The sequence below is a fragment of the Kribbella polygonati genome, assembly GCF_050320105.1.
GTDB lineage: Bacteria > Actinomycetota > Actinomycetes > Propionibacteriales > Kribbellaceae > Kribbella.
Genome location: NZ_CP190129.1, coordinates 520704 through 544205, shown reverse-complemented (window position 1 = coordinate 544205; position 23502 = coordinate 520704). Strand labels below are relative to the sequence as shown.

21 protein-coding genes are annotated in these 23502 nt (G+C 69.3%); 9 read left to right on the top strand and 12 right to left on the bottom strand.

Annotated elements, in window-relative coordinates; genetic code table 11:
- Positions 1-146: 146 nt before the first annotated feature.
- Complete coding sequence (locus ACQHIV_RS02515) at positions 147-1490, bottom strand: 6-phospho-beta-glucosidase (protein WP_427891243.1); 1344 nt, start codon at positions 1488-1490, stop codon at positions 147-149.
- A gap of 25 nt (positions 1491-1515) precedes the next feature.
- A complete protein-coding gene (locus ACQHIV_RS02510) occupies positions 1516-2268 on the bottom strand; it encodes a DeoR/GlpR family DNA-binding transcription regulator (RefSeq protein ID WP_427891241.1) in 753 nt (250 codons plus the stop codon).
- A 126-nt stretch (positions 2269-2394) separates the two neighbouring features.
- Between ACQHIV_RS02510 and ACQHIV_RS02505 the strand changes: the two genes are divergently transcribed.
- From ACQHIV_RS02505 to ACQHIV_RS02490, 4 genes are read left to right on the top strand one after another with little or no spacing between them, the layout of a single operon-like run.
- On the top strand, positions 2395-3342 hold the full coding sequence (locus tag ACQHIV_RS02505; RefSeq protein ID WP_427891239.1) for a carbohydrate kinase family protein: 948 nt from the start codon (positions 2395-2397) through the stop codon (positions 3340-3342).
- A 5-nt stretch (positions 3343-3347) separates the two neighbouring features.
- The gene (locus ACQHIV_RS02500; protein WP_427891237.1) at positions 3348-4637 is read left to right on the top strand and encodes an ABC transporter substrate-binding protein; all 1290 of its coding nucleotides are present in this window, start codon (positions 3348-3350) and stop codon (positions 4635-4637) included.
- Positions 4634-5563, top strand: coding sequence for a carbohydrate ABC transporter permease (locus ACQHIV_RS02495; RefSeq protein WP_427891235.1), 930 nt, complete (start codon positions 4634-4636; stop codon positions 5561-5563). The genes ACQHIV_RS02500 and ACQHIV_RS02495 overlap by 4 nt, the downstream gene beginning before the upstream one ends.
- The gene (locus tag ACQHIV_RS02490; RefSeq protein WP_427896393.1) at positions 5563-6387 is read left to right on the top strand and encodes a carbohydrate ABC transporter permease; all 825 of its coding nucleotides are present in this window, start codon (positions 5563-5565) and stop codon (positions 6385-6387) included. The genes ACQHIV_RS02495 and ACQHIV_RS02490 overlap by 1 nt, the downstream gene beginning before the upstream one ends.
- Here the strand turns inward: ACQHIV_RS02490 and ACQHIV_RS02485 are convergent.
- Both ACQHIV_RS02485 and ACQHIV_RS02480 read right to left on the bottom strand, forming a co-directional pair.
- Entirely contained in the window at positions 6353-8467 is a 2115-nt protein-coding gene (locus tag ACQHIV_RS02485; RefSeq protein ID WP_427891233.1) for a caspase family protein, read from the bottom strand. The two genes, ACQHIV_RS02490 and ACQHIV_RS02485, sit on opposite strands and share 35 nt — an antisense overlap.
- A 1-nt stretch (position 8468) precedes the next feature.
- Positions 8469-8852, bottom strand: coding sequence for an effector-associated constant component EACC1 (locus tag ACQHIV_RS02480; protein WP_427891231.1), 384 nt, complete (start codon positions 8850-8852; stop codon positions 8469-8471).
- A 279-nt stretch (positions 8853-9131) separates the two neighbouring features.
- On the opposite strand from ACQHIV_RS02480, the gene ACQHIV_RS02475 reads away from it, so the two are divergent.
- The 3 genes from ACQHIV_RS02475 to ACQHIV_RS02465 are packed head-to-tail and all read left to right on the top strand — an operon-like array spanning position 9132 to position 11540.
- Positions 9132-9326 (top strand): hypothetical protein, encoded by a 195-nt coding sequence (locus ACQHIV_RS02475; RefSeq protein ID WP_325037628.1) that lies wholly within the window; start codon positions 9132-9134, stop codon positions 9324-9326.
- Between the two features lie 21 nt (positions 9327-9347).
- On the top strand, positions 9348-10697 hold the full coding sequence (locus tag ACQHIV_RS02470; RefSeq protein WP_427891229.1) for a flotillin family protein: 1350 nt from the start codon (positions 9348-9350) through the stop codon (positions 10695-10697).
- A gap of 30 nt (positions 10698-10727) precedes the next feature.
- Positions 10728-11540, top strand: coding sequence for a peptidoglycan DD-metalloendopeptidase family protein (locus ACQHIV_RS02465; protein ID WP_427891227.1), 813 nt, complete (start codon positions 10728-10730; stop codon positions 11538-11540).
- A gap of 44 nt (positions 11541-11584) precedes the next feature.
- Here ACQHIV_RS02465 and ACQHIV_RS02460 read toward each other — a convergent pair whose 3' ends face one another.
- The 8 genes from ACQHIV_RS02460 to ffh form a co-directional block, all read right to left on the bottom strand.
- Positions 11585-12679, bottom strand: a complete 1095-nt coding sequence (locus ACQHIV_RS02460; protein ID WP_427891226.1) for a S1 family peptidase — start codon at positions 12677-12679, stop codon at positions 11585-11587.
- 86 nt (positions 12680-12765) lie between these two features.
- Positions 12766-13404 carry a response regulator gene (locus tag ACQHIV_RS02455; protein WP_427891224.1) on the bottom strand — a complete coding sequence of 213 codons (639 nt, stop codon included), beginning with the start codon at positions 13402-13404 and terminating at the stop codon, positions 12766-12768.
- On the bottom strand, positions 13395-14627 hold the full coding sequence (locus ACQHIV_RS02450) for a histidine kinase (RefSeq protein ID WP_427891222.1): 1233 nt from the start codon (positions 14625-14627) through the stop codon (positions 13395-13397). Before ACQHIV_RS02450 ends, ACQHIV_RS02455 begins: the two co-directional genes overlap by 10 nt.
- 60 nt (positions 14628-14687) lie before the next feature.
- A complete protein-coding gene (locus tag ACQHIV_RS02445) occupies positions 14688-16010 on the bottom strand; it encodes an N-acetylmuramoyl-L-alanine amidase (RefSeq protein ID WP_427891220.1) in 1323 nt (440 codons plus the stop codon).
- A 108-nt stretch (positions 16011-16118) separates the two neighbouring features.
- The gene (locus ACQHIV_RS02440; RefSeq protein WP_427891218.1) at positions 16119-17207 is read right to left on the bottom strand and encodes an amidohydrolase family protein; all 1089 of its coding nucleotides are present in this window, start codon (positions 17205-17207) and stop codon (positions 16119-16121) included.
- Between the two features lie 65 nt (positions 17208-17272).
- The gene (locus ACQHIV_RS02435) at positions 17273-18358 is read right to left on the bottom strand and encodes a lytic transglycosylase domain-containing protein (RefSeq protein ID WP_427891216.1); all 1086 of its coding nucleotides are present in this window, start codon (positions 18356-18358) and stop codon (positions 17273-17275) included.
- Between the two features lie 329 nt (positions 18359-18687).
- Positions 18688-20052 (bottom strand): lytic transglycosylase domain-containing protein, encoded by a 1365-nt coding sequence (locus ACQHIV_RS02430; RefSeq protein WP_427891214.1) that lies wholly within the window; start codon positions 20050-20052, stop codon positions 18688-18690.
- A gap of 235 nt (positions 20053-20287) precedes the next feature.
- Positions 20288-21853: a signal recognition particle protein gene (ffh, locus tag ACQHIV_RS02425; protein ID WP_427891213.1), complete on the bottom strand. Its 1566-nt coding sequence runs from the start codon at positions 21851-21853 to the stop codon at positions 20288-20290.
- 134 nt (positions 21854-21987) lie between these two features.
- Between ffh and ACQHIV_RS02420 the strand changes: the two genes are divergently transcribed.
- Together ACQHIV_RS02420 and ACQHIV_RS02415 are read left to right on the top strand one after the other, a co-directional pair.
- A complete protein-coding gene (locus tag ACQHIV_RS02420; RefSeq protein ID WP_427891212.1) occupies positions 21988-22410 on the top strand; it encodes a hypothetical protein in 423 nt (140 codons plus the stop codon).
- The gene (locus tag ACQHIV_RS02415) at positions 22403-23434 is read left to right on the top strand and encodes a hypothetical protein (protein ID WP_427891210.1); all 1032 of its coding nucleotides are present in this window, start codon (positions 22403-22405) and stop codon (positions 23432-23434) included. The genes ACQHIV_RS02420 and ACQHIV_RS02415 overlap by 8 nt, the downstream gene beginning before the upstream one ends.
- Positions 23435-23502: the final 68 nt, after the last annotated feature.

Sequence of the window (23502 nt, the reverse complement as noted above, 5' to 3'; positions counted from 1 at the left end):
GCAACGCGTCGTGGGGACAACGCCTGACAACTCGAACGGGCCGCACCGGGAACGTGGAGTTAGAGGGCTGCACGAAACCTGGACGGACTCAGCCTGACATTGTGCCAGATCCCAGACCGTGGACACCAATCGGCATCAGGTCGGCCTCAGCCGCGCAGGTACCCCAGGTCCGGGAGCTGTTCGACGTACCCGTCCAGCAGTTCGCGGGCGACCGTCACCGAGTCGACCAGCGGATGCCAGGCGAACGCCCGTACGGCGGCGTCCCGGGAGCCCGACGCGGCCGCCTCGATCGTGGTCCGCTCGACGGCCTTCACCGAGCAGACGAGGCCGGCCTGGTGGTCGGTGAGCTGGGAGACCGTCACGGGCAGGGCGCCGTTGGCGTCCACCGTGCACGGGATCTCCACGACGGCGTCGTCGTCCAGGTGCCGCAGTACGCCGCGGTTGCGGACGTTGAGGATCAGCGACGCGCGCTCGTTGTGCCCGATCGCCCGCATCAGCGACAGCGCCACCTGTTCGTAGCCGCCCGCGGCCATGTCGCGCTCGTCCCGCTCCCCCGCGTCGGCGATCTCGCGGCTCTCCACCATGTACGTCGACTCGCGCTCGGCCCGGGTCTTCTGCCACAGCTCGAGCGCCTGGTCCGGGTGCTGCCCGGTGTCGGCGTAGAACGCGGACTGCTGGTCGAGGAGGAACGCGCCGCGGGTCTGACGTACGGCGGATACCGCGTTGAGGGTCTCGCGGGCGAAGTAGTAGTAGTGCAGGTACTCGTTCGGGATCGAGCCGATCGAGCGGAGCCAGTCCGCGCCGAACAGCCGGCCCTCCTCGAAGGAGGACAGCGCCCTGGAGGACTGTAGTAGATCCGGCAGGCGGTCGATGCCGCCGGACTTGAGGCCCCTGAGCCAGCCGAGGTGGTTGAGGCCGGCGTAGTCGTAGAACGCGGTTGACGGGTCCACGCCCAGTGCCAAAGCCGCGCGCCGCCCGAGCCCCGAAGGTGAGTCACAGATGCCGATCACCCGATCGCCCAGGAACGGGGTCATTGCTTCGGTGACCATGCCTGCGGGGTTGGTGAAGTTGATGGTCCAGGCGTCCGGCGCGACGGCCGCGATGCGCTGGGCGATCTGCCGGGCGACTGGGATGGTGCGAAGACCGTAGGCGATGCCGCCGGCGCCGACCGTTTCCTGGCCGAGGACACCGAGGCCGAGGGCGACCCGTTCGTCGACGGTGCGGCCGTCGAGGCCGCCGACCCGGATCGCCGAGAAGATGAAGTCGGCGCCGCGAAGGGCCTCGTCGAGGTCGGTTGTCTCCGTCACCGCGGGCGGCTCGGTCGCGGCCGCCGCCTGCTGGCGGAGTACTGCACCGATCGCCGACAGGCGGGTGCGGTCGGTGTCGTAGAGCATCACGTCGGTGATCCGGCCAGGGCCGTGGTCGCCGAGCAGGGCGTGGTAGACGAGCGGGACCCGGAACCCGCCGCCACCGAGAATCGTCAGTCGCACAGCAACACCCCCTGGATCCGCCTGTTCACGCCAGAACCACCTGCACTCCCGCTTCCGCCAGTTGGGCCCGGGTCGCCTCGTCGGCGCCGGACTCGGTCACCACCATGCTCAGCTCCCCCGGTTCGCAGACCCGCGCCACCCCGTGGCCCGGGAACTTGGTCCGGTCCGCGAGCAACACGACCCGGTCCGCCGCGTTGATCATCGCCCGCTTCACCGGCACCTCGATCATCGTGCTGTCCATCACCCTGCCGTCGGGCCGGACCCCGCTGGTACCGAGGAACAGCCAGTCGACGTGGATCTGCCGCAGGCTCTCCTCGGTCAGGTACCCGACCAGCGACCGGTAGCTCCGCCGGACGAACCCGCCCAGCACGATCAGCTCGATCTGCTCGTCGTTCTCCAGCTCGTCCAGTACGGCGAGGTTGCTGGTGACAACGGTCAACGACCGCCCGTGCAGGTGCTGCGCCACCCGGAGTGCCGTCGTACCGATGTCGAGCAGCAGCGACTCGCCGTCGGTCACCAGCTCGGCCGCGCGGCGGGCGATCCGGTCCTTCTCCTCGGCATGGACGGCGTTGACTTCCGCGAACGGCTCGTCGCCGCCGTCGACCGCGAGCGCGCCGCCGTACACCCGGGTCAACCGGCCCTCGGCGTGCAACTGCTCGAGGTCGCGGCGGATGGTCGCCTCACTGACCCCGAGCTTCGCGGCCAGCACCTTCACGCCGCCGGCGCCGTCGGCCCGGAGGGCGCGGACGATCTGATCCTGTCGCTGCTTCGGCAACACACCCAGACCGTATCACGCAAACTCCGTCATTTTCAGTCAAAGTCATGAGCAGGTATTGCGGATCATGCGCACAAGTTTCAAGATTCATGCACGAGTTTGATCGACCATGCAGGAGTGTGGCTGCAGATGCATCAACTGGACGTCGTGGTGTCGGGCTTGGTCTTCCAGGACCTGGTGCTCGGGCTGCCCACGGCGCCACGGCCCGGGACCGAGGTGTGGGCGACCGAGTCGCACGAGAGCCCGGGCGGGATCGCGAACTTCGCGGTCGCGCTCGCCCGGCTCGGGCTGCGCACCGGGATGGCCGCCGCGTTCGGCGCGGACGACCTCGGCGACCGGGTGTGGGCCGGGCTGAGTGCCGAGGGCATCGACCTCGGACTGTCCCGCAAGCTCCCGGACTGGCCGACCCCGCTCACCGTGGCCCTTGCCTACGACAACGACCGGGCGCTGGTCACCCGCGGCACCACTCCCCCGCTGTCGGCCGACGACCTGATCGCCTCCGCACCGGCCGCCCGGGCGGTCGCCGCCCACATCGGTCCGTGGCCGAACGAGTGGCTGGCCAAGGCGAAGGCGGCCGGCAGCACGGTGTTCGCGGACGTCGGCTGGGACCCGAGCGAGCAGTGGGATCCCGCCGTACTCGATCAGCTCGAGCACTGTGACGTGTTCCTGCCGAACGCCGACGAGGCCATGCACTACACCCGGACGGACTCCCCCGAACAGGCGATCCGCCGGCTGGCGGAGAAGGTTCCGCTGGTCGTCGTGTCGAACGGCGCCGCCGGTGCCATCGCTCTCGACGCGGCCGGCGGGCAGTACGTCGACGTACCGGCCTATCCGGTCCCGGCGGCGGACACCACCGGGGCGGGTGACGTGTTCGCCGCCGGCTTCATCGCCGGCACGCTCTGGGAGCTGCCGCTCGAGCAACGGGTGCGGTTCGCCGCACTCACCGCGGCGATCTCGGTCACCCGGCTCGGCGGTGCGGACGCCGCGCCGCGCTGGGCCGACCTCGCGGCCTGGCAGGAAGCCAACCCCGATCAACACCAACTGGAAGCGCTGATCAGCGCTCACTCAGGAAGGTAAACCGAATGAACCTCTCTCGTCGGACGCTGCTCGGGGGCTTCGCGGCCGTAGCGGGTGGCACGCTCGTCGGCTGCTCGTCCGGGATGAACAACGCCGGCGCGCCGGCCAAGAAGAACGCCGCCACCGAGCTGACGTTCTGGTGCTGGCCGGGCGGTCTCGGCCAGTCCGTGCTGAAGGACACGATCGCGCACTTCCCGGACCCGAAGATCAAGTACTCCGAGATCGGCGGCGACTTCAAGCAGAAGCTGATCACCACGTTCAACGGCGGTACGTCGATCCCGGACATCACCGGCCTGAAGGGCGAGGACATCGCGTCGCTGCTGCCCCAGGCGGAGCGGTTCGTGGACCTGAAGACCGTCGGCGCGGACTCCGTGCTCGGCGACTACCTGGACTGGAAGGTCAAGCAGGCCACCACGCTGGACGGCAAGGTGATCGGGCTGCCGATCGACGTCGGCCCGACCGCGCTGTACTACCGCGAGGACATCTTCGCCGCCGCCGGGCTGCCGAGCGACCCGGCCCAGGTCGCCGAGCAACTGAAGAGCTGGGACGACTTCTTCAACGCCGGCGTCCAGCTGAAGGCCAAGAACCCGAAGGCGCCGCTGATCCCGGACGCCACCGACCTCTACGACATGGTGGTCGGCCAGGGCACCGAGCGGTACATCTCCAAGGACAACAAGTTCATCGGCGACCAGGACCACATCCGCAAGGCCTGGGACACCTCGGTCAAGGCGATGACGCTGAAGATCGACGGCCGGACCTCGAGCGGCAGCCCGGACTGGAACGCGGGCCTCGACCAGGGCACGATCCCGACGATCACCGGTGCCGCCTGGCTCGCGCTGGACATCAAGTCCGCGGTGAAGAAGACGGCCGGCAAGTGGCGGCTGGCGCCGACCCCGGGCGGTCCGGCGAACTTCGGCGGCTCGTTCCTCGCGATCACCAAGAACGCCGCCGATCCGCAGAAGGCGTTCGACGTGATCAAGTACATGCTCAGCGCCGACAACGAGGCGAAGGCGTTCACCGACGCGCAGATCTTCCCGTCCGCGCCGGCGGCGTACGACAAGCCGGAGCTGAAGGCGAAGGACCCGTTCTTCGGCGGCCAGGTGCCGATCGACATCTTCGGCCCGGCGGCCAAGAACATCCCGGTCGCGTACCAGAGCCCGTTCGACGACTCGGTCGCGGGACCGTTCCACGACGAGCTGAAGACCGTGCAGACCGGGTCCAAGACGTCGGATGCGGCCTGGGCGTCGGCGGTGTCGAAGGCGAAGGCGATCGCCAAACGGCAGGGAGTGCAGTGACCGCCACGGCGACGGTGACCAGACCCACGGTGACGGCGGCGGTTCCCCGGAGGCGGATCTGGTCGTACTGGCGGTTCTACCTGGCGCTGTCGCCGTTCTACGTGTTGTTCGCGGTGTTCGGGCTGTACCCGGTGCTGTCCACCATCGTGCTGGCGTTCCAGCGCTGGGACGGGCTGAGTGCCCGCAAGTTCACCGGGCTCAGCAACTTCGCGTTCCTGGTCAAGGATCCGACCTTCTGGCAGGCGCTGGAGAACACCGTCGTCCTGTTCGTGATGTCCACGGTGCCGACGTTGGTACTCGCGCTGGTGCTCGCGGTGATGCTGCAGTCCGCGGTCCGGTTCACCAACGTCTACCGGATCGCGTACTTCATCCCCAACGTCACCTCGCTGGTCGCGATGGCGATCTTCTTCAGCTCGATCTTCAGTACGAACTTCGGTCTGGTGAACGCCGCGCTGCGGTCGCTCGGCATCCCGCAGCAGAACTGGCTCGGGCAGCCCTGGGGCATCAAGATCGCGATCACCGCGATGATCGTCTGGCAGTGGGTCGGGTACAACACGCTGATCTACCTGGCCGGTCTGCAGGCGATCCCGCGCGAGCAGTACGAGGCCGCCAAGGTGGACGGTGCGGGCGCCGTACGGACGTTCTTCTCGATCACGTTGCCGCAGCTGCGTCCCGTCGTACTGTTCACCGTCATGATGTCGACGATCGGCGGCCTGCAGACGTTCACCGAGCCGCAGGTGATGGTCGGCAACAGCGGCGGCACCGGGCAGAGCGGGATGACCGTGGTGATGTTCTTCTACCGGGCCGCGTTCCTCGACAACGACTACGGGTACGCCGCGGCCATCGGGCTGAGCATCTTCGTGCTGGTGCTGTTGTTCACGGCAATCAACTGGCGGATCTTCCGCGGACGGGGTGAGGACCGATGATCCGGAGCAGGGTGCGCGGGATCGCGCTGCACACCGTTCTGATCCTGGCGCTGCTGGTGTTCATGTTCCCGTTCGTGTGGACGGTCATCATGGCGTCGAACACGACCGCGGACATCTACCGGTTCCCGCCGAAGTTCACGTTCGGCGGGCACTTCGGCGAGAACGTCCATCAGGTGCTGGCGAACGTCGCGTTCTTCCAGTCGATGGCGAACACCGCGATCGTCGCGGTCTCGACGACGGCGCTGGTGCTGTTCTTCGACTCGCTGGCCGCGTTCACGTTCGCGAAGTTCCGGTTCCCGGGGCGGAACGCGCTGTTCGTGATCCTGCTCGCGACGATGCTGCTGCCGGCGCAGCTGGCCGCCGTGCCGCAGTTCCAGACGATGGCCATCCTCGGCTGGGTCGGTTCGCTGAAGGCGCTGATCATCCCGGGCGCGGCGAACGCGTTCGGGATCTTCTGGATGCGGCAGTACTTCCAGAACTCGATCCACGACGAACTGGTCGAGGCGGCGACACTGGACGGCTGCGGCTTCTTCGGCACGTACTGGCACGTCGCGCTGCCGTCCGCGCGGCCGGCGCTGGCGTTCCTCGGCATCTTCACGTTCGTCGGGTCCTGGAACGACTACATGTGGCCGCTGATCGTGCTCACCAATCCGGACCACCTGACGCTGCAGGTCGCGCTGTCCACCCTGAACCGCGCGCACGGCGTCGACTACAGCATGGTGATGACCGGCGCGCTGCTCGCGATGATCCCCCTGGTGGTCGTCTTCGCGATCTTCGCCCGCCAGTTCATCAAGGGTGCGACGGAAGGCGCCGTCCGCGGCTGAGCACTCCCGCGGCGATCAACAGGTTGCCGAACAGGTAAAGCAGGAACACCAGGACCGAGTGGCCTTGGGTCCAGAGCGGTGCGGCGCCGATCGCCCCGAGGACCGCCGGCGTCACGGCGGCCGCACTCAGCCAGGTCCGCGAGGGGCTCGCGATCGCGGACCAGGCGAGGGCGGTGGTCACGAGAGGTCCGAGCAGGAACAACGGCGTGACGGTGAGCAGGGAGTAGCCGTTGGGGGCCTGGATCGTCGGCCCCACCACCAGGAGGATGCCTCCGGCAACCACCAGGCCGGCGGACGGCGGCGGAACCGGACGCATCGGCCAGCTCCGCGGTCTGAGGGAAACGAACAGTACGACGAGCAGGACGGCGGTCAGTACGGCGGTGACCGTCCAGGCGCTGGTCTCGTCGGCACTGATCCCGCCGCCGAGGATCCTGATCGCATCCTCGAGCATCGAGAGCAGGCAGCCGGCGACCACACCGAGGGCGACCGGACCCGCCGTACGTGCCAGTGCCGCGGCCAGGAACGCGGCCGTCGCGGCGAGGATCTCCGGGTCGGCCCAGCTGCGGTAGACGTACCAGCCGGTCGGATCCGGGTCGTACCACAGCTTGCGGGAGTCGGCTGCTCCCGGCCAGTTCACCACCATCAGGAGGGCCGAGCCGAGCGCGAGTACGACGACCGCCCACCAGGGCACGATTCCCGGTTCGGCCGGTGGCGCGACGGCGACCGGTTCGCCGGCGGAACTGGCCTCCTGCGTCCGCGGTGGCTCGGGCCGGGGACTCGGTTCGGGCTCCGGCCGGGGTTCCGGCGGCGGCGCGGGCGGTTCGGACCCGGTGTCCGGCACGGTCATCCGGTCCGGCACGGTCATCCGGACCGGGATCGTCTGGTCGCCGGTGGGACCGGTGAGGACGACCGCCGCCTTGCCCGTACCGGCGCCGTCCGCCCGGACCCGGATCACCGGACCGTCCTGCTCCACCGTCAACCACGAGACGGTGGCCGAGGCAACGGCCGTCAGCGCGATCGGCGTACCCTCGAGCCGCACCTCCGCCGTACCTGTCGCACTGAGGTCGAGGACCGCGGGAGTGACCCGTGCGACACCGGTCTGCACGGCGGCCGTCGCCGCCTCCGCGACCCGGCGGCTGTCGTCGTTCACCATCGGCAGCAACGCCTGCCAGGCGGCGTAGGCCTGACTCAGATCGGTGCCCGCGAGGCGTTCGCGCAGGTAGTCGACCACGCCGAACCTTGCCGCTGGCAACGGACTCTCCAGCGCCTCGAGGAGCTCCGGCGCCAGCGCCGCCGGAGTGATCCGGCGGACCCGGCTGCGGGCGATCAGGAGTTCGCCCTGCGAGCCGAACGTCCACATCTGTGGATTCTGGTTCGGTGTCACCCGACGGACCCGGTCGGTCACGTAGCCGACCAGCTCGGTCAGCCCGACCCACCCGTCACCGTCGCGGTCCGCCTCCCCGGTGGTCAGGCCGTCGACCACCGCGCCGGTGAACACCGACGGAGCCGGTGCGCTGTCCGTCGCAAGTTGGCCGCCCTCGAACGCGTACTCCATCGCGCTGGAGGCGGTCACGACCACGCGACCGCGTCCTCCGCCGACATCGGCCTGGCCGGCGAAAGCATCCCGTACCTGTGCCTCACCGGCAGCCCGTACGACCATGCCGCGCGGGAACGCGCCGCCGTAACAGCAGTCCAGGAACAGCGCGATCCGTTGCGCCCGGCTGTCCGCCATCTGCCGGTTGACGAAGTCCGCGGCGACCGCGGTCGAGGCCAGCCGGGCCGGCTTCGTGTCCGCGACCGCCAGGAACAGCTCGCCCGCCGCGTTCTTCAAACCATGGCAGGAGAAGTGCAGCAACAGCAGGTCCTCCGGTACCCGGTCCGCGAAGAAGTCCTCCACCGCGAGGCGGATCTCCTGCGCGGACTCGTTCCGCAGCACCCGCACGTCGAAGTCGCCCACGGACGGGTCCGCCAGCACGGCGGCCAGCGCCACCGCGTCCTGCGCCGGCGCGACCAGCCGCCGCAGTCCCGGATCGTCGTACTCGTCGTTGGCGACGATCAGCGCGATCCGCGAGCCGTCCATCTCACTCGCCCGCGCCGGCGTGCCGTCGTACGAACGCGTCGACCAGCTGCTGCTGGATCTCGCCGGTCGCTCCGGTCAGCTCGATCACGTCGCCGTCGATGGTGAGCTTCACCGTCCGCCCGGAGGCCGATCGGCGGACCCACTCCCGGATCACCACGACCACCGATCCGAGCGCCTGCAACCCCGGGGCCAGCGAGACGTTCAGCAGGCCGGCGACCGCGGCCAGGCCACCCTTCGAGCCTTCCGGCGCGGGGCCCGCGCGGTACGACTCGACCGAGTTCACGTCGAGCAACAGCAGCTCCTGCCGCAGCAACAGCGCGAGCTCCTCGAGGCGCGCGTCGTCGGCGCCTTGCTCGGTGACGCCGACCAGTACGCCGTCGCCCATGCGTCCCTCCCGTCTCCAAGCTCAACGATCCTCCTGCGCCGCAGCGGCGACAAGTCGAACGGCCAGCTAGGGCATGCCTCCTGATCCCACGTCGTAGCGAGGAGGTGCTCGGTGCGGTAGCTCGGCGTGCGGGGGCGAAGGTCTCGATGCGGAGCATCGTGGCCTTTGCACCCGTGCGGCGAGATGCCGTGCCGAGTGCCCCGCAGTAGGCGTGGGATCAGGAGGCATGCCCTAACATTCGGGGAACTGGAGCAGCCGGAAGTGCGTCGGAGGGGCAAGATGGTAGGCAAGCGGGGGCGGGTCATCGGGCGCATCGCACCCGGGATCGTCGGCGAGGTGATGCTGCCGGTCCGGGGTGCCACCGAGGCCTTCTACGCTTACCCCGCGACCGACGAGGTGCTGGAGGTGGGGACGCAGGTGGTCGTCGTCGACTTCGACCCACCGCGCACCGTCTACGTCGCTCGCGCCCTTTAATTTCGTTCCCTTGGAGGGGAAATGCTCTGGACGTACGTAGGCATCGCCGCCGTCGCGGTCGTGGTGCTGCTCATCCTGTTCCGGATGGTCTGGCGGGTGGCGGAGCCGAACGAGGCGCTGATCATCTCGGGCCTCGGCGCGCACTCCAGCAACGACCAGGTCAACGACACGCTCGGCTTCAAGATCGTGGTCGGTCGGGGCACCTCGGTGCTGCCGGGATTCCAGACCGTCCGGCGGTTGCCGCTGGACATCCGCGCCACGCCGCTGACCGTCACCTGCGTGTCCAGCCAGGGCATCCCGCTGCACATCAAGGGCGTCACGGCCTACAAGGTCGGTGACGACTACGGCTCGATCGCGAACGCCGCGCGGCGGTTCCTGGAGCAGAGCGACGAGCAGGTGATGGGCACCATCCACGAACTGTTCGCGGGTCACCTGCGGGCGATCGTCGGTTCCACCACGGTCGAGGAGATGCTGCACGACCGGGAGACGCTGACCACGAACATCCGCGGCTCGCTGGCCGGCGACATGGAGAAGCTCGGCCTGGTCGTGGACTCGCTGCAGATCCAGGAGATCGACGACGAGTCCGGCTACATCAAGAACCTCGGCCGCCCGCAGGCCGCGGCGGTCGAGGCGCAGGCCCGGATCGCGCAGGCCGAGCGGGACCGGGAGGCGACCGAGCGCGAGCAGGTCGCGGCCGCGGCCAAGGCCGCCGCGATCCGGGAGAGCGAGATCGCCAAGGCCGGCTACCAGGCCGAGGTCGACCAGGCCACCTCGAAGTCGTTCCAGGCCGGCCCGCTGGCGGCGGCGCTGGCCAAGCAGGAGGTCGTCGTCGCCGAGACGGAGACCGCGAAGCTGAACGCCTCGCTGGCCGAGAAGCAGCTGGAGTCGTCGGTGCTCAAGCCGGCCGACGCCGAGGCGTACCGGCAGCGCACCCTGGCCCAGGCGGCCCGGGACGCGCAGATCGCGGCCGCCGAGGCGAACGCCCGGGAGGTCCAGCTCCGCGGTGAGGCACAGGCGAAGGCCACCGAGCTCACCGGTAAGGCGGAGGCGTCGGCCGTGCAGGCCAAGGCGATGGCCGAGGCCGCCGGTATCAAGGCCCGCGCCGAGGCGCTCGCCACGAACACCGAGGCGGTCGTCGCGCAGCAGCTCGCCGAGGCCTACCCGGAGATCGTCAGCGCCGCGGCCAGCTCGTTCGAGAAGGTCGGCAACATGGTGGTGCTGAACGGTGCGCAGGGCATCGAGGACACCCTGGTGAAGACGATCACGATGGGCGGCTCCGGCTTCGCGCTGGCCAAGCAGCTGATCGACTCGCTGGCCGCCAAGAAGGACGAGGCCCCGAAGCTGGAGCCGGTCCCGGACGAAACCGCCTGACATTTAAGTACAGACGCAAACCGTTGATCGGTGAGTGGTTCACCGCCGACACTGATCGACATGCCGCCCAGAAGAATCCTCGCAGTACTCGCCTCGCTCCTGCTCGGCGCCGCCGCCCTGGTGGCGGTGCCGACGCAGGCGCAGGCCGCGCCGAACTTCAAGGCCCCGTTCCCGTGTGGCCAACGCTGGACCTACAGCCACCACGACGGTGAGGTCCGCCGCGCTCTCGACTTCGTCCGCTCCGACGGCGGGACCACGAACGGTACGCCGGTCCTCGCCTCCGCGGCCGGTACGGCGTACCGGTTCTCGCAGCCGAGCGGAGCCGGCAACTACATCGCGGTCGAGCACGGCGGCGGGTGGAAGACGTACTACTTCCACCTGTCCGCGTACTCGGTCGCCGACGGTCAGGCCGTCTCGCAGGGCCAGCAGATCGGGGTCACCGGCAGTACCGGGAACTCCACCGGCCCGCACATCCACTACGAGCAGCTGCTCAACGGTGTCGGCCAGAACATCGTCATCAACGGCTCCGCGCTGGCGTACCCGTCGCAGTACGGCTCGTACAACCTGACCAGCGACAACGGCTGCTCCGGCCCCGGCAAGAACTACATGACCTGGGGTTCCGGCGTGAACGTCCGCTCCGACGCGCACCTGAACTCGCCGGTCGTCACCACGCTGTCCGGGCCGACCTCGGTGTGGGTGCTCTGCCAGAAGCAGGGCGACACCGTGAACGCCGAGGGGTACACCAACAACTGGTGGTCGAAGCTGCGCGACCAGAACGGCTTCATCAGCAACATCTACATCAGCGATCCGAACGCCCAGCTGCCCGGCGTACCACTCTGCTGAACCGCGTGGGATCCCCTTGTGCGCAAGGGGATCCCACTTGGTCCTCACATGGTCTGCAGCGTCAGGTGGTACGTCTGCAGGATCTCGTTGACAGGCTGGAACCACGTCTCGCCGCCGCTGCTGCAGTTGCCCCAGCCGCCGGACGTGACGCCCTGTGCCTGGTCACCGGTGATGAACGACCCGCCGGAGTCGCCGGGCTCGGCGCACACGTTGGTCTTGGTCGCGCCGTAGAACAGCTGGCCGTTGCCGTAGTTGACGGTCTCGTTCTTCGCCAGGATCGTGCCGCAGTGCCAGTGCGACGTCGAGCCGCTGCGGCATACCGACGAACCGATCGGTGCCTCCCACGAACCACGGACGAGCTGGTCGCTCACTTGTCCCCAGCCGAGGACCACGCCGACGTTCCACCAGCCGTAGCCCGTCGACACCCACGCATAGTCGTTGCCGGGGAACGACCAGCCCTGGAACGAGCCCTGGTCCGAGCCGTCCCAGCCCCGCACGATTCCGCTGCGCCCGCAGTGCCCCGCGGTGACGTAGCCGCCGACCACGGAGAAGCCGATCGAGCAGCGGATGTTGCTGACGTAGTACGGGTCACCGCCGACGGTGCCGGCCGCGAACGTACGAGGCGCCTCGGCAGCGACCTCCTTGACTGTGACGGCGCCTAGCTTGGCCAGGAACGCGTCGACGGCCTTGGAACGCTTACCTGCTTGGACGTTGACGACCACGGTCCCTGACTTCGGGTCGGCCGCCCAGCCGCTGACGGCGGCCGGTACTGCCTTACCAGCCAGCTTGTCGACAGCAGCCTTGCGCTGGTTCAGTGCCTTCTCTGTTACCGGTACGGCGGTCACCTGGGCACCTGTGGCGCGTACGGCGGCCGCGTGGTCCTGGCCGGCGACTCCTACGACGAGCTTCTGCGTCGTGGCGTCGTACCAGGCTCCGCCGAAGGCAGTGCCGGCTGCCTTCTGGGCAGCCGGGAGCAGCTTGGCTGCTGAGGTCTCGGCTGCCAGGCGTTGCTGCATCTGCTGCTCGTTCAGGCCGAAGTCGCGTTGCATCGCAGCTGCCTGGCCCGGGGCGGCCAGTGCCTGGGCCGTGGGCACAGTCAGTGCAGCCGCCGTGAGTACGGCGGCTAATAGGACCTTCATGAACTCTCCTCACCTAGGGGCGGTTCGGTGGATGAGAGCGCTCTCAGATCACGAGAGTGGACTAGCGAGACCGAACCGTCAAGAGTTCACAGGCCGAGGTAGGCGAGAACAGCCAGGACACGGCGGTGCCCGGAGTCCGTCGGCGGCAGGTCCAGCTTCAGGAACACGTTGCCGACGTGCTTGTGCACAGCACCGTCGGAAATGAACAACTTCTCCCCGATGGCGGTGTTGCCGAGCCCCTCCGCCATCAGCGCGAGTACTTCACGTTCCCGCGGCGTCAGGCGGTCCAGTGGGCTGCTGCGCTTCACCATCAGCTGGCTGACCACCTCCGAGTCCAGGACGGTGCCCCCGCCCGCAACCCGGCGTACGGCCTCCAGGAACTCGTCAACGCGGGACACCCGGTCCTTGAGGAGGTACCCAACGCCCTCGCTGCCGGCCGCCAGTAGCTCGGCCGCATACACCTCCTCGACGTACTGCGAGAACACCAGCACCGGGAGCCCCGGCCGGGTACGCCGGGCCTCGATCGCGGCGCGCAGGCCCTCGTCGGTGAAGGTCGGTGGCAGCCGTACGTCGACGATCGCGATGTCGATCTCGTGCTCGGCGACCGCCTTGGCGAAGTGGTCCGCGTCGGTGGTGATCGCGGCGACCTGGAAGCCGGAGTTGTCGAGCAGCAGGCTCAGGCCCTCGGCGAGGATCGGGTTGTCCTCGAGGATGATCACCCGCACGGAAGGATCACCTCGACCGTGGTCGGCCCGCCGATCGGGCTCTGCAGCTCCATGTGGCCGTCGATCGCCTGCACGCGATGCAGCATCCCATGCAGACCGCTCCCCCGGCCCAGCAGGTCGCTCTGCTCGCTGATGCGGGCTCCACCGATCCCGTCGTCCGTGACGGCCAGGTAGAGCTCAGAACCGCGCCGTTCGAGCTGTACGTCGACATGGCCGGCCGCACTGTGCTTGGTGATGTTGGTGAGGGACTCTGCGACCACGAAGTACGCCGCCGCCTCGACTGCGGCCGGGACCTCGCCCAGCTCACCGATGCGTAGGTCTACGGGAAGCGGGCAACGAGCGGCCAGTGCGGAGACCGCGCCGGCAAGACCGCGGTCAGCGAGGATCGGCGGGTACATGGTGCGCAGGACTCCGCGTAGCTCGGTCATGGCCTGCTCTGCACCGTCTCTGGCGTCGTCGAGCAGCTTGGCGGCCTTCTCCGGGTCTTCGGCCATCAGCTGCTTGGCAACGCCGATACGCATCGCCAGCGAGACCAGCTGGGCCTGGGTACCGTCGTGCAGGTCCCGCTCGATCCGGCGCAGCTCGGCGCCATGCGAATCAACCGCACCGGCCCTGCTCTTGGTGAGCTCCTCCACACGCTGCTCCAGCCTGGCGGTTTCCAGCTGCTCCGCACTCGGCGCTAGCAGCGTCAGCACGGCGTTGGCATGGCCACGGGCGATTGCCGGCGCCAGCCAGCCCAGGAAACCCAGGCTGAGCAGGATCTGCAGAGGGCCAAGCGTGAGCGCCTCGAGCCAGTTGCCGACGCCGACACCGAGAAGGCTGAAGTTGCCTGGGTCAAGCTTCCACAACAGCATGCTTGCTACTGCGGCGGGGGCACCGACCACGGCGATCGCCGTGACGAACAGCTCCGGGATCATCACCACCGGCATCAGCAGGCACTTGAGGCTGCGCTTGAACGACTTGTCCCGGAACAGCGTCACCACGTCCCCGGACTGCCGTGGCAGCGCAGCAGGTAGCTCCTCCGCCTGCGGGACGCCCAGGTACTTCGCGGCGCGGTACCGCTCGCTGTTCGCCAGCCGCACCAGGCCGGCGGTGGCGCCCGGGATGATCCAGCCCAGCAACAGACTGATCGGCAGCGCGGCCAGCAACGTGACCGACTTGAAGAACCGCACCACCAGGTACGCCGCGGCCGGACCACCCCGGGACAGAATCTTCGAGAGCATGCTCCTATCTTCCGGCACTCACCGCCGGGAGGTCGGTACAGCAGGCTCTACCTTTCCGCTCTAGCAGTCTGGAACGCCGGGGAGCTTGGCGTTCGGGTCGTCGATGTAGATGTTGGTGATATAGCCCTTCTGGTCGCGCAGCTTGGACCACCAGTTGTTGGTGTACCCGCCCGCGGTGACCGTGTCGCCCTGGACCTGGCACTCCACGAACACGCGGGTCGGGCCGGCGAGCGACGTCACCACCGACGCGGACAGCTTGGGCGCGGAGCGGACGTTCACGCCGCTCCCCCAGGTGGTGAAGTTGTACTGCGGCGGGTTCGGATTCCCGTCGTTCACCAGCTGCATGTAGTAGTCCCAGTTCCAGTTCGGACCGGGGTCGGTGTGGTCGTTGCCGGGCATCTCGCTGTGGCCCTTGATGTGGTCACGGTCCTTCGGGATGCCGCGCCGGTCGGCGATGTTCTTCACCAGCGCGGCCGACGACCGGTACATCGCGTCGGTGAACCACGACGGCTGGTCGACGTACCCCTCGTGCTCGATCCCGATCGCGTACGGGTTCGCGCTCCGGGCGTGCCACGCGGTGTCCTTCTCGGCCACCATCTGGGTGATCTGGCCGTCGCTGGACCGCACCACGTAGTGCGCGCTGACCTGCGCCGACGGGTTCTTGAACCAGCTGATCGTCCCGGCGTACGAGCCCTGGGTGACGTGGATGACGATCGTGGTGATCGCCTGCGTGCGCCCGACCTGGTAGTTGCTGGTGCTCGCCGGGTCCCAGATCGCGCCCGGGTAGTCGGCGCCCTGCACCTTGGCATCGAGCGGTGCGACCTTCGCGTACGCGCCGCGGTCCGGCGTCACGTCCTGCGGATCGGTCGAGACGCCGGCGGTACGGACCCCGAGGCCGATCACCTTGTAGACCTCGTCGGTGTACAGCCGGGCGGTCGGCGCGTCGGCGGAGTGCGAGTACTTCGCGATCACGGAGTACCACTCGCCGAGCTTCGAGCGGTCCTTCAGGCGGGCCTGGTCGGCGTACGAGTCCAGGACGGCGGCGGCGCCGAGGATGTTCGACGTGTCGTCCTTCGACAGCTTCGCGACCGGCAGCCCGGTCAGTTTGCTTGCCTCGGACATCGTCTTGTTCGTGTTGTTCGCGGCCAGGTGCATCACGCCGTAGCCGTTCGCCTGGCTCGGCGCACCGTGGTGGCCGTCCAGATGCGTCTCGGCGAAGCCGACGCTCACCAGCACTTCACGCGGTACGTCGTACTTCGCCGAAGCGCTCTGGAACGCCGAGGCGAGACTCGTCGCGGAGGGCTCTGCCGCGTTGCTCGGAAGGGCGGTCAGCGCGAGGGCACCAACGCCCAGGAGCGCGGCCAGCTTGGGTACTCGGGACATGGGGCGGTTCCTTCCCGTATCTGGTCCGCCGAGGGGCGTCGGCGGTCCCGAGAGCCACGCTAAGGGAAGATCTTCCGCCGAGGCCACCCTCTCAGGAAGATTTTTCCGTCACCGAGAGAAGATCACGCTCCCACGCAGCGCGATCAGCCGCGGGTACGACAGAACCGCCGGATTGGCCCGCGGGTCCTCGTCGTACACGACCAGATCGGCCGGATCGCCCGGCCGCAGCTCGCTCGGCGCCCCCAGCCACTCGCGCGCCGCCCACGACCCGGCGGCCAGCGCCTGCTCCCCCGACATCCCGATCTCGGTCAGCGCCTGGATCTCCTGCGCGACCAGCCCGTGCCCGAGGACGCCGCCCGCGTCGGTGCCCGCATACACCGGTACGCCGGCCTCGAACGCGTCCCGCAACCGCTGCAGCCGGCGCTCGTACAGGTCGGTCATGTGCGCGGCGTACACCGGGAACTTGCCCGCGGCCTGCTCGGCGTACTGCGGGAAGTTCTCCAGCTGGATCAGCGTCGGTACGACGGCCACCTGGCGCTCGGCCAGCTCGCCGAGCAGCCCCGGCTCGATGCCCGTCCCGTGTTCGAGGCAGTCGATGCCCGCGGCCACCAGGTCCGGGAGGGCGTGCTCGCCGAACACGTGCGCGGTGACCCGGGCGCCGAGCTCGTGGGCGCGCGCGATCGCCGCGTTCAGCGCCTCGGCCGGCCAGCACGGGGTCAGGTCGCCGGCCTCGCGGTCGATCCAGTCGCCGACCAGCTTCACCCACCCGTCGCCGCGGTGGGCCTCCTGCTCGACGTACGCGACCAGCTCCTCCGGCTCGATCTCCCAGCCGTAGTTGCGCAGGTACCGCTTCGAGCGGGCGAGGTGCCGGCCGGCCCGGATGATCTTCGGCAGGTCCTCGCGGTCGTCGATCCAGCGGGTGTCGACCGGCGAACCGGCGTCCCGGACCAGCAGCGCGCCGGCGTCCCGGTCGGCGATCGCCTGCTGCTCCTGGATCTCCTCGTCGACGCCGCCGTGCTGGTCGAGGCCGATGTGGCAGTGCGCGTCCACCAGCCCCGGCACGATCCAGCCGCCCGTGTGCACGGTCGTGACGTCAGCAGCGGCAGGCCGGTCGACGACCAGCCCGCCGCTGAGGTGGATCTCCTGCTGCTCGCCGGCCGGCAACACCGTGCCGGCCAGCTTCAGTACACCGGTCATGCCCTGACCGTATCGGCTGGTGGTGCCGAGTGCCCCGCAGTAGGCGGGGAAGCACCAGGCACCACCTACCCGTGCGAGCCGCCGCCCGGAGTGCAGGTCGGGGTGGTGGTCTCGTTGCCGGCGCACGGCGTACCGCTCGGGGTTTCCGTCGGGGTGTCGGTCGGCGTCGGGGTCGGGGTCGGAGTCGGCGTGGGGGTCGGCGTCGGCGACGGCGTCCTGGTAGGCGTCTTCGTCGGCGTCTTGGTGGGGGTCTTGGTCGGCGTCCGGGTCGGGGTCGTCGTCGGGTGGTGGGTCGGCGAGTCCGTCGGCGTGTCGATCGGCCGCGGCAGCGTCGGCGTCTCCCACGGCGTCGTCGGCTCCACCGTCGGCACCGTCGTGGTGGCCGTCGGCGTCGGAGTCGGCGTGTTCGTGTCGTCCGGAACGTTCGGCACCTTGCGCGGGTCGACCCGGCGGTCCGCGTTGCCGGTCGGCTTCGCGGGCGCGATGTTGCCCTTCGCGTTCGGCACCAGGACGGCGTCCTTGCTGTACAGCCGCATCCACTTCAGGACGGTCGCGACGAAGTCCTTCGAGTGGTGGTAGCGCAGCAGCGAGGCGACCAGGTCGCGCGGGTTCCGCAGGTCGTCGCCCTGGGCGCAGAGCACCACCGCGACGGTGGTGACCGCGTCGTACACGTTGTTCGGGTTGCGGAAGCCGTCGCCGTTGCCGTCGGCCCCGAACTCGCTCCACACCTGCGGGATGATCTGCATCGGCCCGACGGCGCGGTCCCAGACCGGGTCGCCGTCGTACTTGCCCTTGTCGGTGTCGGTGATCCGGCCGTTGCCGTGCCGGCCGTTCAGCTCCGGCCCGAGGATCCGGCCGCGGGTGGTGCCGGCCACGTCGACCCGGCCGCCGGCCGCGTGGTCGGACTCGACCTTGCCGATCCCGGCCAGCAGCGGCCAGGTCAGCCCACAATTCGGCCGCACGACCGCGAGGTTCGCGGTGGCGCGGCGGTAGGCGGGGAACACCCCGCGCGGGATGCCGTTCACGGCACCCGGCCGCCCGGGACGGACGACCGATCGCCCGTCGGTGGCCCCCTGCACGGGGACGTCGGCGAGGGCGGGTTTGTCGGATCCGAGCTGCCCGTCCACGCCGGGACGCTGCGGCACGATCATCGTCAGTTCGTCGAACTCACCGCTGTTCAGCCCGGCCCCCGGTGAGGGCGCGACCGGACTGCCCGCCGTCAGCTGATCGGCGGCTCCGGTTCCTCCCGAGGCGACGGTGACAACGGCCCCGACCAGGAGCGGGGCGGTACAGAGTGAAGCGATGATGATTTTGACCCGACGGTTACCACTACGGGTTAGGCGCATAGCCCCTTCAACGAACCAAGCGCCAGAAAGTTACATCAAGACGACGCAAAGTTACGGGCCACAGAATCCGCTCGGAAAACCGGCACCGAGGTAACGACAAACCCTACCTCGAAAAGGTCCGGACCGGGGTCGGCTCAGTTCGCCGGCTGGGACGCGGCCGGCGCGTTCGTGGTCGTCTGCTCGCCCGCCGGAGCCGTCGAGTCGCACGGGCTCGGCGTCGGCGACGGGGTCGGAGTGGGCGTCAGGGTCGGCGAGTCCGACGGCGAAGGTGTCGGGGTGGGCGTGTCCGTCGGCGGCGTGCTCGGCGGGCAGCTCGGGTCCCCGGGCGTCGTCGGCGGTGTCGTCGGCGGCGTGCTGGTCGGGGTGCTCGGCGGCGTCGTCGGCGTCGTCGGCGGCGTGTACGGCGGCTTCGTCGGCGTCGTCGAGGTCTCCGGCGCGTGCGTCGGCCTCGGCGTCGTCGGCTTCGTCGAGCCGGTGACGCCGGACGTCGGGCGCGGCGTCGTCGGTACGACGGTCGGCCGGGAGGTCGTCGTACCGGTCGTCGGCGCCGTGGTCGGGACCGTCGTCGGCGGAGTGGTCGGCGGCGTGGTCCGGGTGTTGCCCTTGTCGTCGCCGCCCGCGTTGCCGTTGTCGTCCGGTACGACGATCTGGCCCGGCTTGTCCGGCACGCTCACGGTGTCCTTGCTGTACGACTGCATCCAGCGCAGCACCGTCGACACGTAGTCCATCGAGTGGTTGTAGCGCAGCACCGCCTGCACCAGGCCCTGCGGGTCGGACAGGTTCGCCCCGCCGGAGCACAGGTAGTCCCCGGCCGCGCGGGCCGCGTCGAACACGTTGTGCGGGTCCTTCACGCCGTCACCGTTGCCGTCGGCACCGAACGTGTTCCAGGTACCCGGCACGAACTGCATCGGGCCGACGGCGCGGTCCCACGTCGTGTTCCCGTCGTACACGCCGTGGTCGGTGTCGGCGATCGCCGCCATCCCGGGGCTGCCGTCGAGGACCGGGCCGAGGATCTTGCCGCGGGTGTTGCCGTTCGCGTCCACCTTGCCGCCGCTGGCGTGGTCGGACTCGACCTTGCCGATCCCGGCCAGCAACGGCCAGGTGAGGTGGCAGCCGGGCATCGACAGCGCGAGATCGCGAGCAGCCTTCTGGTACGCCGCCAGCACCGTGCCCGGGATACCCGACGCGTCGCCGAACGCGCCCGGAATCGGCTGCACGGTGCCGTCGGTCGTACCGGTGAACGGGACCTCGATCGTGGACTTCGCCTGCGTCGGCAGACTGCCGTCGGCACCGGGCTGCGCCGGGACGTTGTTCGCCAGGTCGTCGAAGACCGCGTCCTGGCGCGGCGCGGCCAGCGCGTGCGCGTCGACGATGAACGTGTTCGAGGTGACGCCGCCGACCACGAACACGGCGACCATGGCGGTCGGCGGAGCCAGGCAGACCCAGGTGGCGGTCAGCTTTCCCCGCCACGTGTCCAGGTTCTTGAACTGCTGCCTCATCCGAACCGTCCTCGACGCATTCCGCAGGTGGTGTTGCTCTTGGGCGTAGGGACGATCCTAACCGTTGGAAGATCAGCCACAACCGGAGCCGGTGCGCCGTGACCGAGTACCGAACAGGCAATTCAGCTACTCGTCCCCCTGCGTTCACCACCGTAAGCCCGGGCGCCGCGGCGCGCGCCGGGTGAACGGATGACAGAGCTGTCATCCGTTCGTACTGTGCCCGTTCGGGAAGGGCTCAGTTGCCGCCGAGCATCTTCTTCAGGTCGTCCGGCAGCTCGAACTCGCCGTCCTGTCCCGCCCCGCCGAACGCGGCCGGCAGCTGACCCGGCTGCGGCGCCTGCGGCTGCTGGTTCACCTGGTTGGCCCGCTTGGCCGGGTTGCCCGAGCCGCGCTTCTTGCCCTTCTTGGCCGCCTGCTGCTTGGCCTTCCGGCCGCCGCCGCCACCCATGCCCGGCATCCCCGGCATTCCGGGCATCCCCGGAATCCCCTTCCCGGACGCCATCGCGGCCATCATCTTGCGGGCCTCGAAGAACCGCTCGACCAGGCCGCTGACGGTCGCCACCTCGGTCCCGGAACCCTTCGCGATCCGGGCCCGGCGGGAGCCGTTGATGATGTTCGGGTCGTTCCGCTCGGCCGGCGTCATCGAGTGGATGACCGCCTCGATCCGGTCGATCTCGCGCTCGTCGAAGTTCTCCAGCTGGTCCTTGAACTGGTTCGCACCCGGCAACATGCCGAAGATCTTGGTCAGCGGGCCCATCTTGCGGACCGACTGCATCTGGGCGAGGAAGTCGTCCAGCGTGAAGTCCTTGCCGCCCTTCTTCTGCAGCTTGGCCGCAGTCTTCGCGGCCTCCTCGGCGTCGAAGGTCTGCTCGGCCTTCTCGATCAGGCTCAGCACGTCGCCCATACCGAGGATGCGCGACGCCATCCGGTCCGGGTGGAAGACGTCGAAGTCCTCGAGCTTCTCGCCGTTCGACGCGAACATCACCTGGCGGCCGGTGACCTGCGCGATCGACAGCGCGGCACCACCGCGGGCGTCGCCGTCGAGCTTGGACAGTACGACGCCGTCGAAGCCGACGCCGTCCAGGAAGGCCTGCGCGGTGGTGACCGCGTCCTGGCCGATCATCGCGTCGACGACGAACAGGATCTCGTCCGGGCTGACCGCGTCGCGGATGTCCGCGGCCTGCTTCATCAGCTCCTCGTCGACACCGAGCCGGCCGGCCGTGTCGACGATCACGACGCTGTGCTGCTTGGTCCGCGCCTCGTCCATCGCCCTGCGGGCCACGTCCACCGGGTCGCCGACGCCGTTGCCCGGCTCCGGCGCATACACCGGTACGCCGGCCCGCTCACCGACCACCTGCAGCTGGGTGACCGCGTTCGGCCGCTGCAGGTCCGCGGCGACCAGGATCGGCGTCTGGTGCCGGGTCTCCTTCAGCCACTTCGCGAGCTTGCCCGCCAGCGTGGTCTTACCGGCACCCTGCAGACCGGCGAGCATGATCACCGTCGGCGGCCGCTTCGCCATCCGCAGCTCACGGGTCTCGCCGCCGAGGATGTTGACCAGTTCCTCGTTGACGATCTTGATGACCTGCTGCGCCGGGTTCAGCCCGCCACGCACCTCGGTCCCACTGGCCCGTTCCTTGACCGCCGCGATGAACTCCCGCACCACCGGCAGCGCGACATCGGCCTCCAGCAACGCGATCCGGATCTCCCGGGCGGTCGCGTCGATGTCGGCGTCGGTCAGCTTGCCCTTGCCCCGCAAATTCTTGAACGCGGTGGAGAGCCGATCGGAAAGCGTGTCGAACACGAGAAACAGTCCGTTTCCTCGAAGCGATGAACTCCCCGAGTCTACCGGCCCCCCAACCTGTGGATAACTCCCACGCCCCACCCCCGCCCCCAGCTACCGTGCTACCACCGCCCCGAACCCTGAGGAGACCACCGATGCCTGTCGACCCGCACGCGTTCAACACGGCCTTCAAACGTGCCCGGGAGCGGGTGCGCGGCGGATCCGTGGACGTCGCCGCCGAGCAGGAGAGCCTGCGTGCACTGATCCCCGCCGACGCCTCCGAACACGACCGTGCCTGGACCACCGGTCTCATCGACGACCTCGCCGTACCTCCGCCGCCGCCCCCGGTGCGCAGCGAGCTCTACAAACAGGCCGAACGCATCCACGTCGAGGTTTTTCCCCCGAAGGGCACGACCGAGGAGAAGATCGCGGTCCTGGAGGACGGCCGCCGGCGAATCTGGCAGCTCGCCGACAGCGCGACACCGGACGAGGAGTACGACATCCGCGCGCTGACGTACGACCTCAAGTATCTCGAGGACTCGCTGCGCAATCCACCGTTCCCACTGACCGATGCCTGAGTCGGCGCAGCGGGTTCCGGAGGACTCGGCGGCCTACCGCGAGTTCGCGCGTCTGTACGATCTCGCGCGCTCGATCAACCCGACCGGCGTCGACGGCTGGAACGGCGGGGGCCGCCAGCTGTATGCGACGGACGGCCCCGGTGGGTTCGATCATGCGACCGGTGCCATCGGTGTCGACGAATCACTCCTCCGCCACGAGCTGACGGGCCGTCGTTCCGAGACACCTCGCCGGCAGGCGCACGCGTTGGCGACGGTCTTGCACCGGGCGACCGAGGCCGGCATGCCCAAGGACGCACCGGGCGCGGCCAACGCGGTTCGGAACGACCAGTCACTGGCGCTGCACGACGGAGTCGCCTCCGTTCGGGCCGCCGACGACTTCACCACGTTCGCCCAGATGGCCGGCTACTCGCACCTCGCATTCGATCCGTCGCAGCAGACCGGGACGTACGCAGCCGCCAATGACCTCATCCACCAGGTGTCCGGGGTCCGTGTCGACCGGACCCAACTACTTGACCAACTCGGCCGTGGTCCGGTGGCGATGCATTTCGACCAACTGGCGGACGCCGTTGTACAGAACCGCCTCCACGACGCGATGCGCCCGGACGACCGCCGGGCAGTCCGACGCGAGCTGATCGGCACCATGCTCCACCCGGCGTGGGAGAAGTTGGCGGGCCAATCGCCAGAGGCCGGCCGACACGTCGCCGACCAGATCGGCCGAACGCTGAACGCGAAGGTCGACGAGATTCGGCAGCGTCACCAGTCTGCGACCGTGGGAACGACGGCCGACGGCGCGACGCGGGAAACCGGTCCGACGAGCGGCGCCGGGCAAGCGGCCGGAGACAGGCAGGTGGTCGGCGAGGGGCAGGGGGTGGCGAAGGCTCATGATGTGGCGGCGGCGAGGTTTTTGACGGGGATGGCACCGGCCGGCGGGGCGGTGGTGAGTGCGCCGCGGCTCGGGCAGGGGGCGCGCGGGGCGGCGCCCACGTCGGCACCGGGGCAGCAGCGGGGGCGGACGCAGGAATGACGTCATGGGACGGGGCAGCATCCTTGGACATGGCGCGGTACCGGTTGACGGCGAGCCGGGCGGAACGG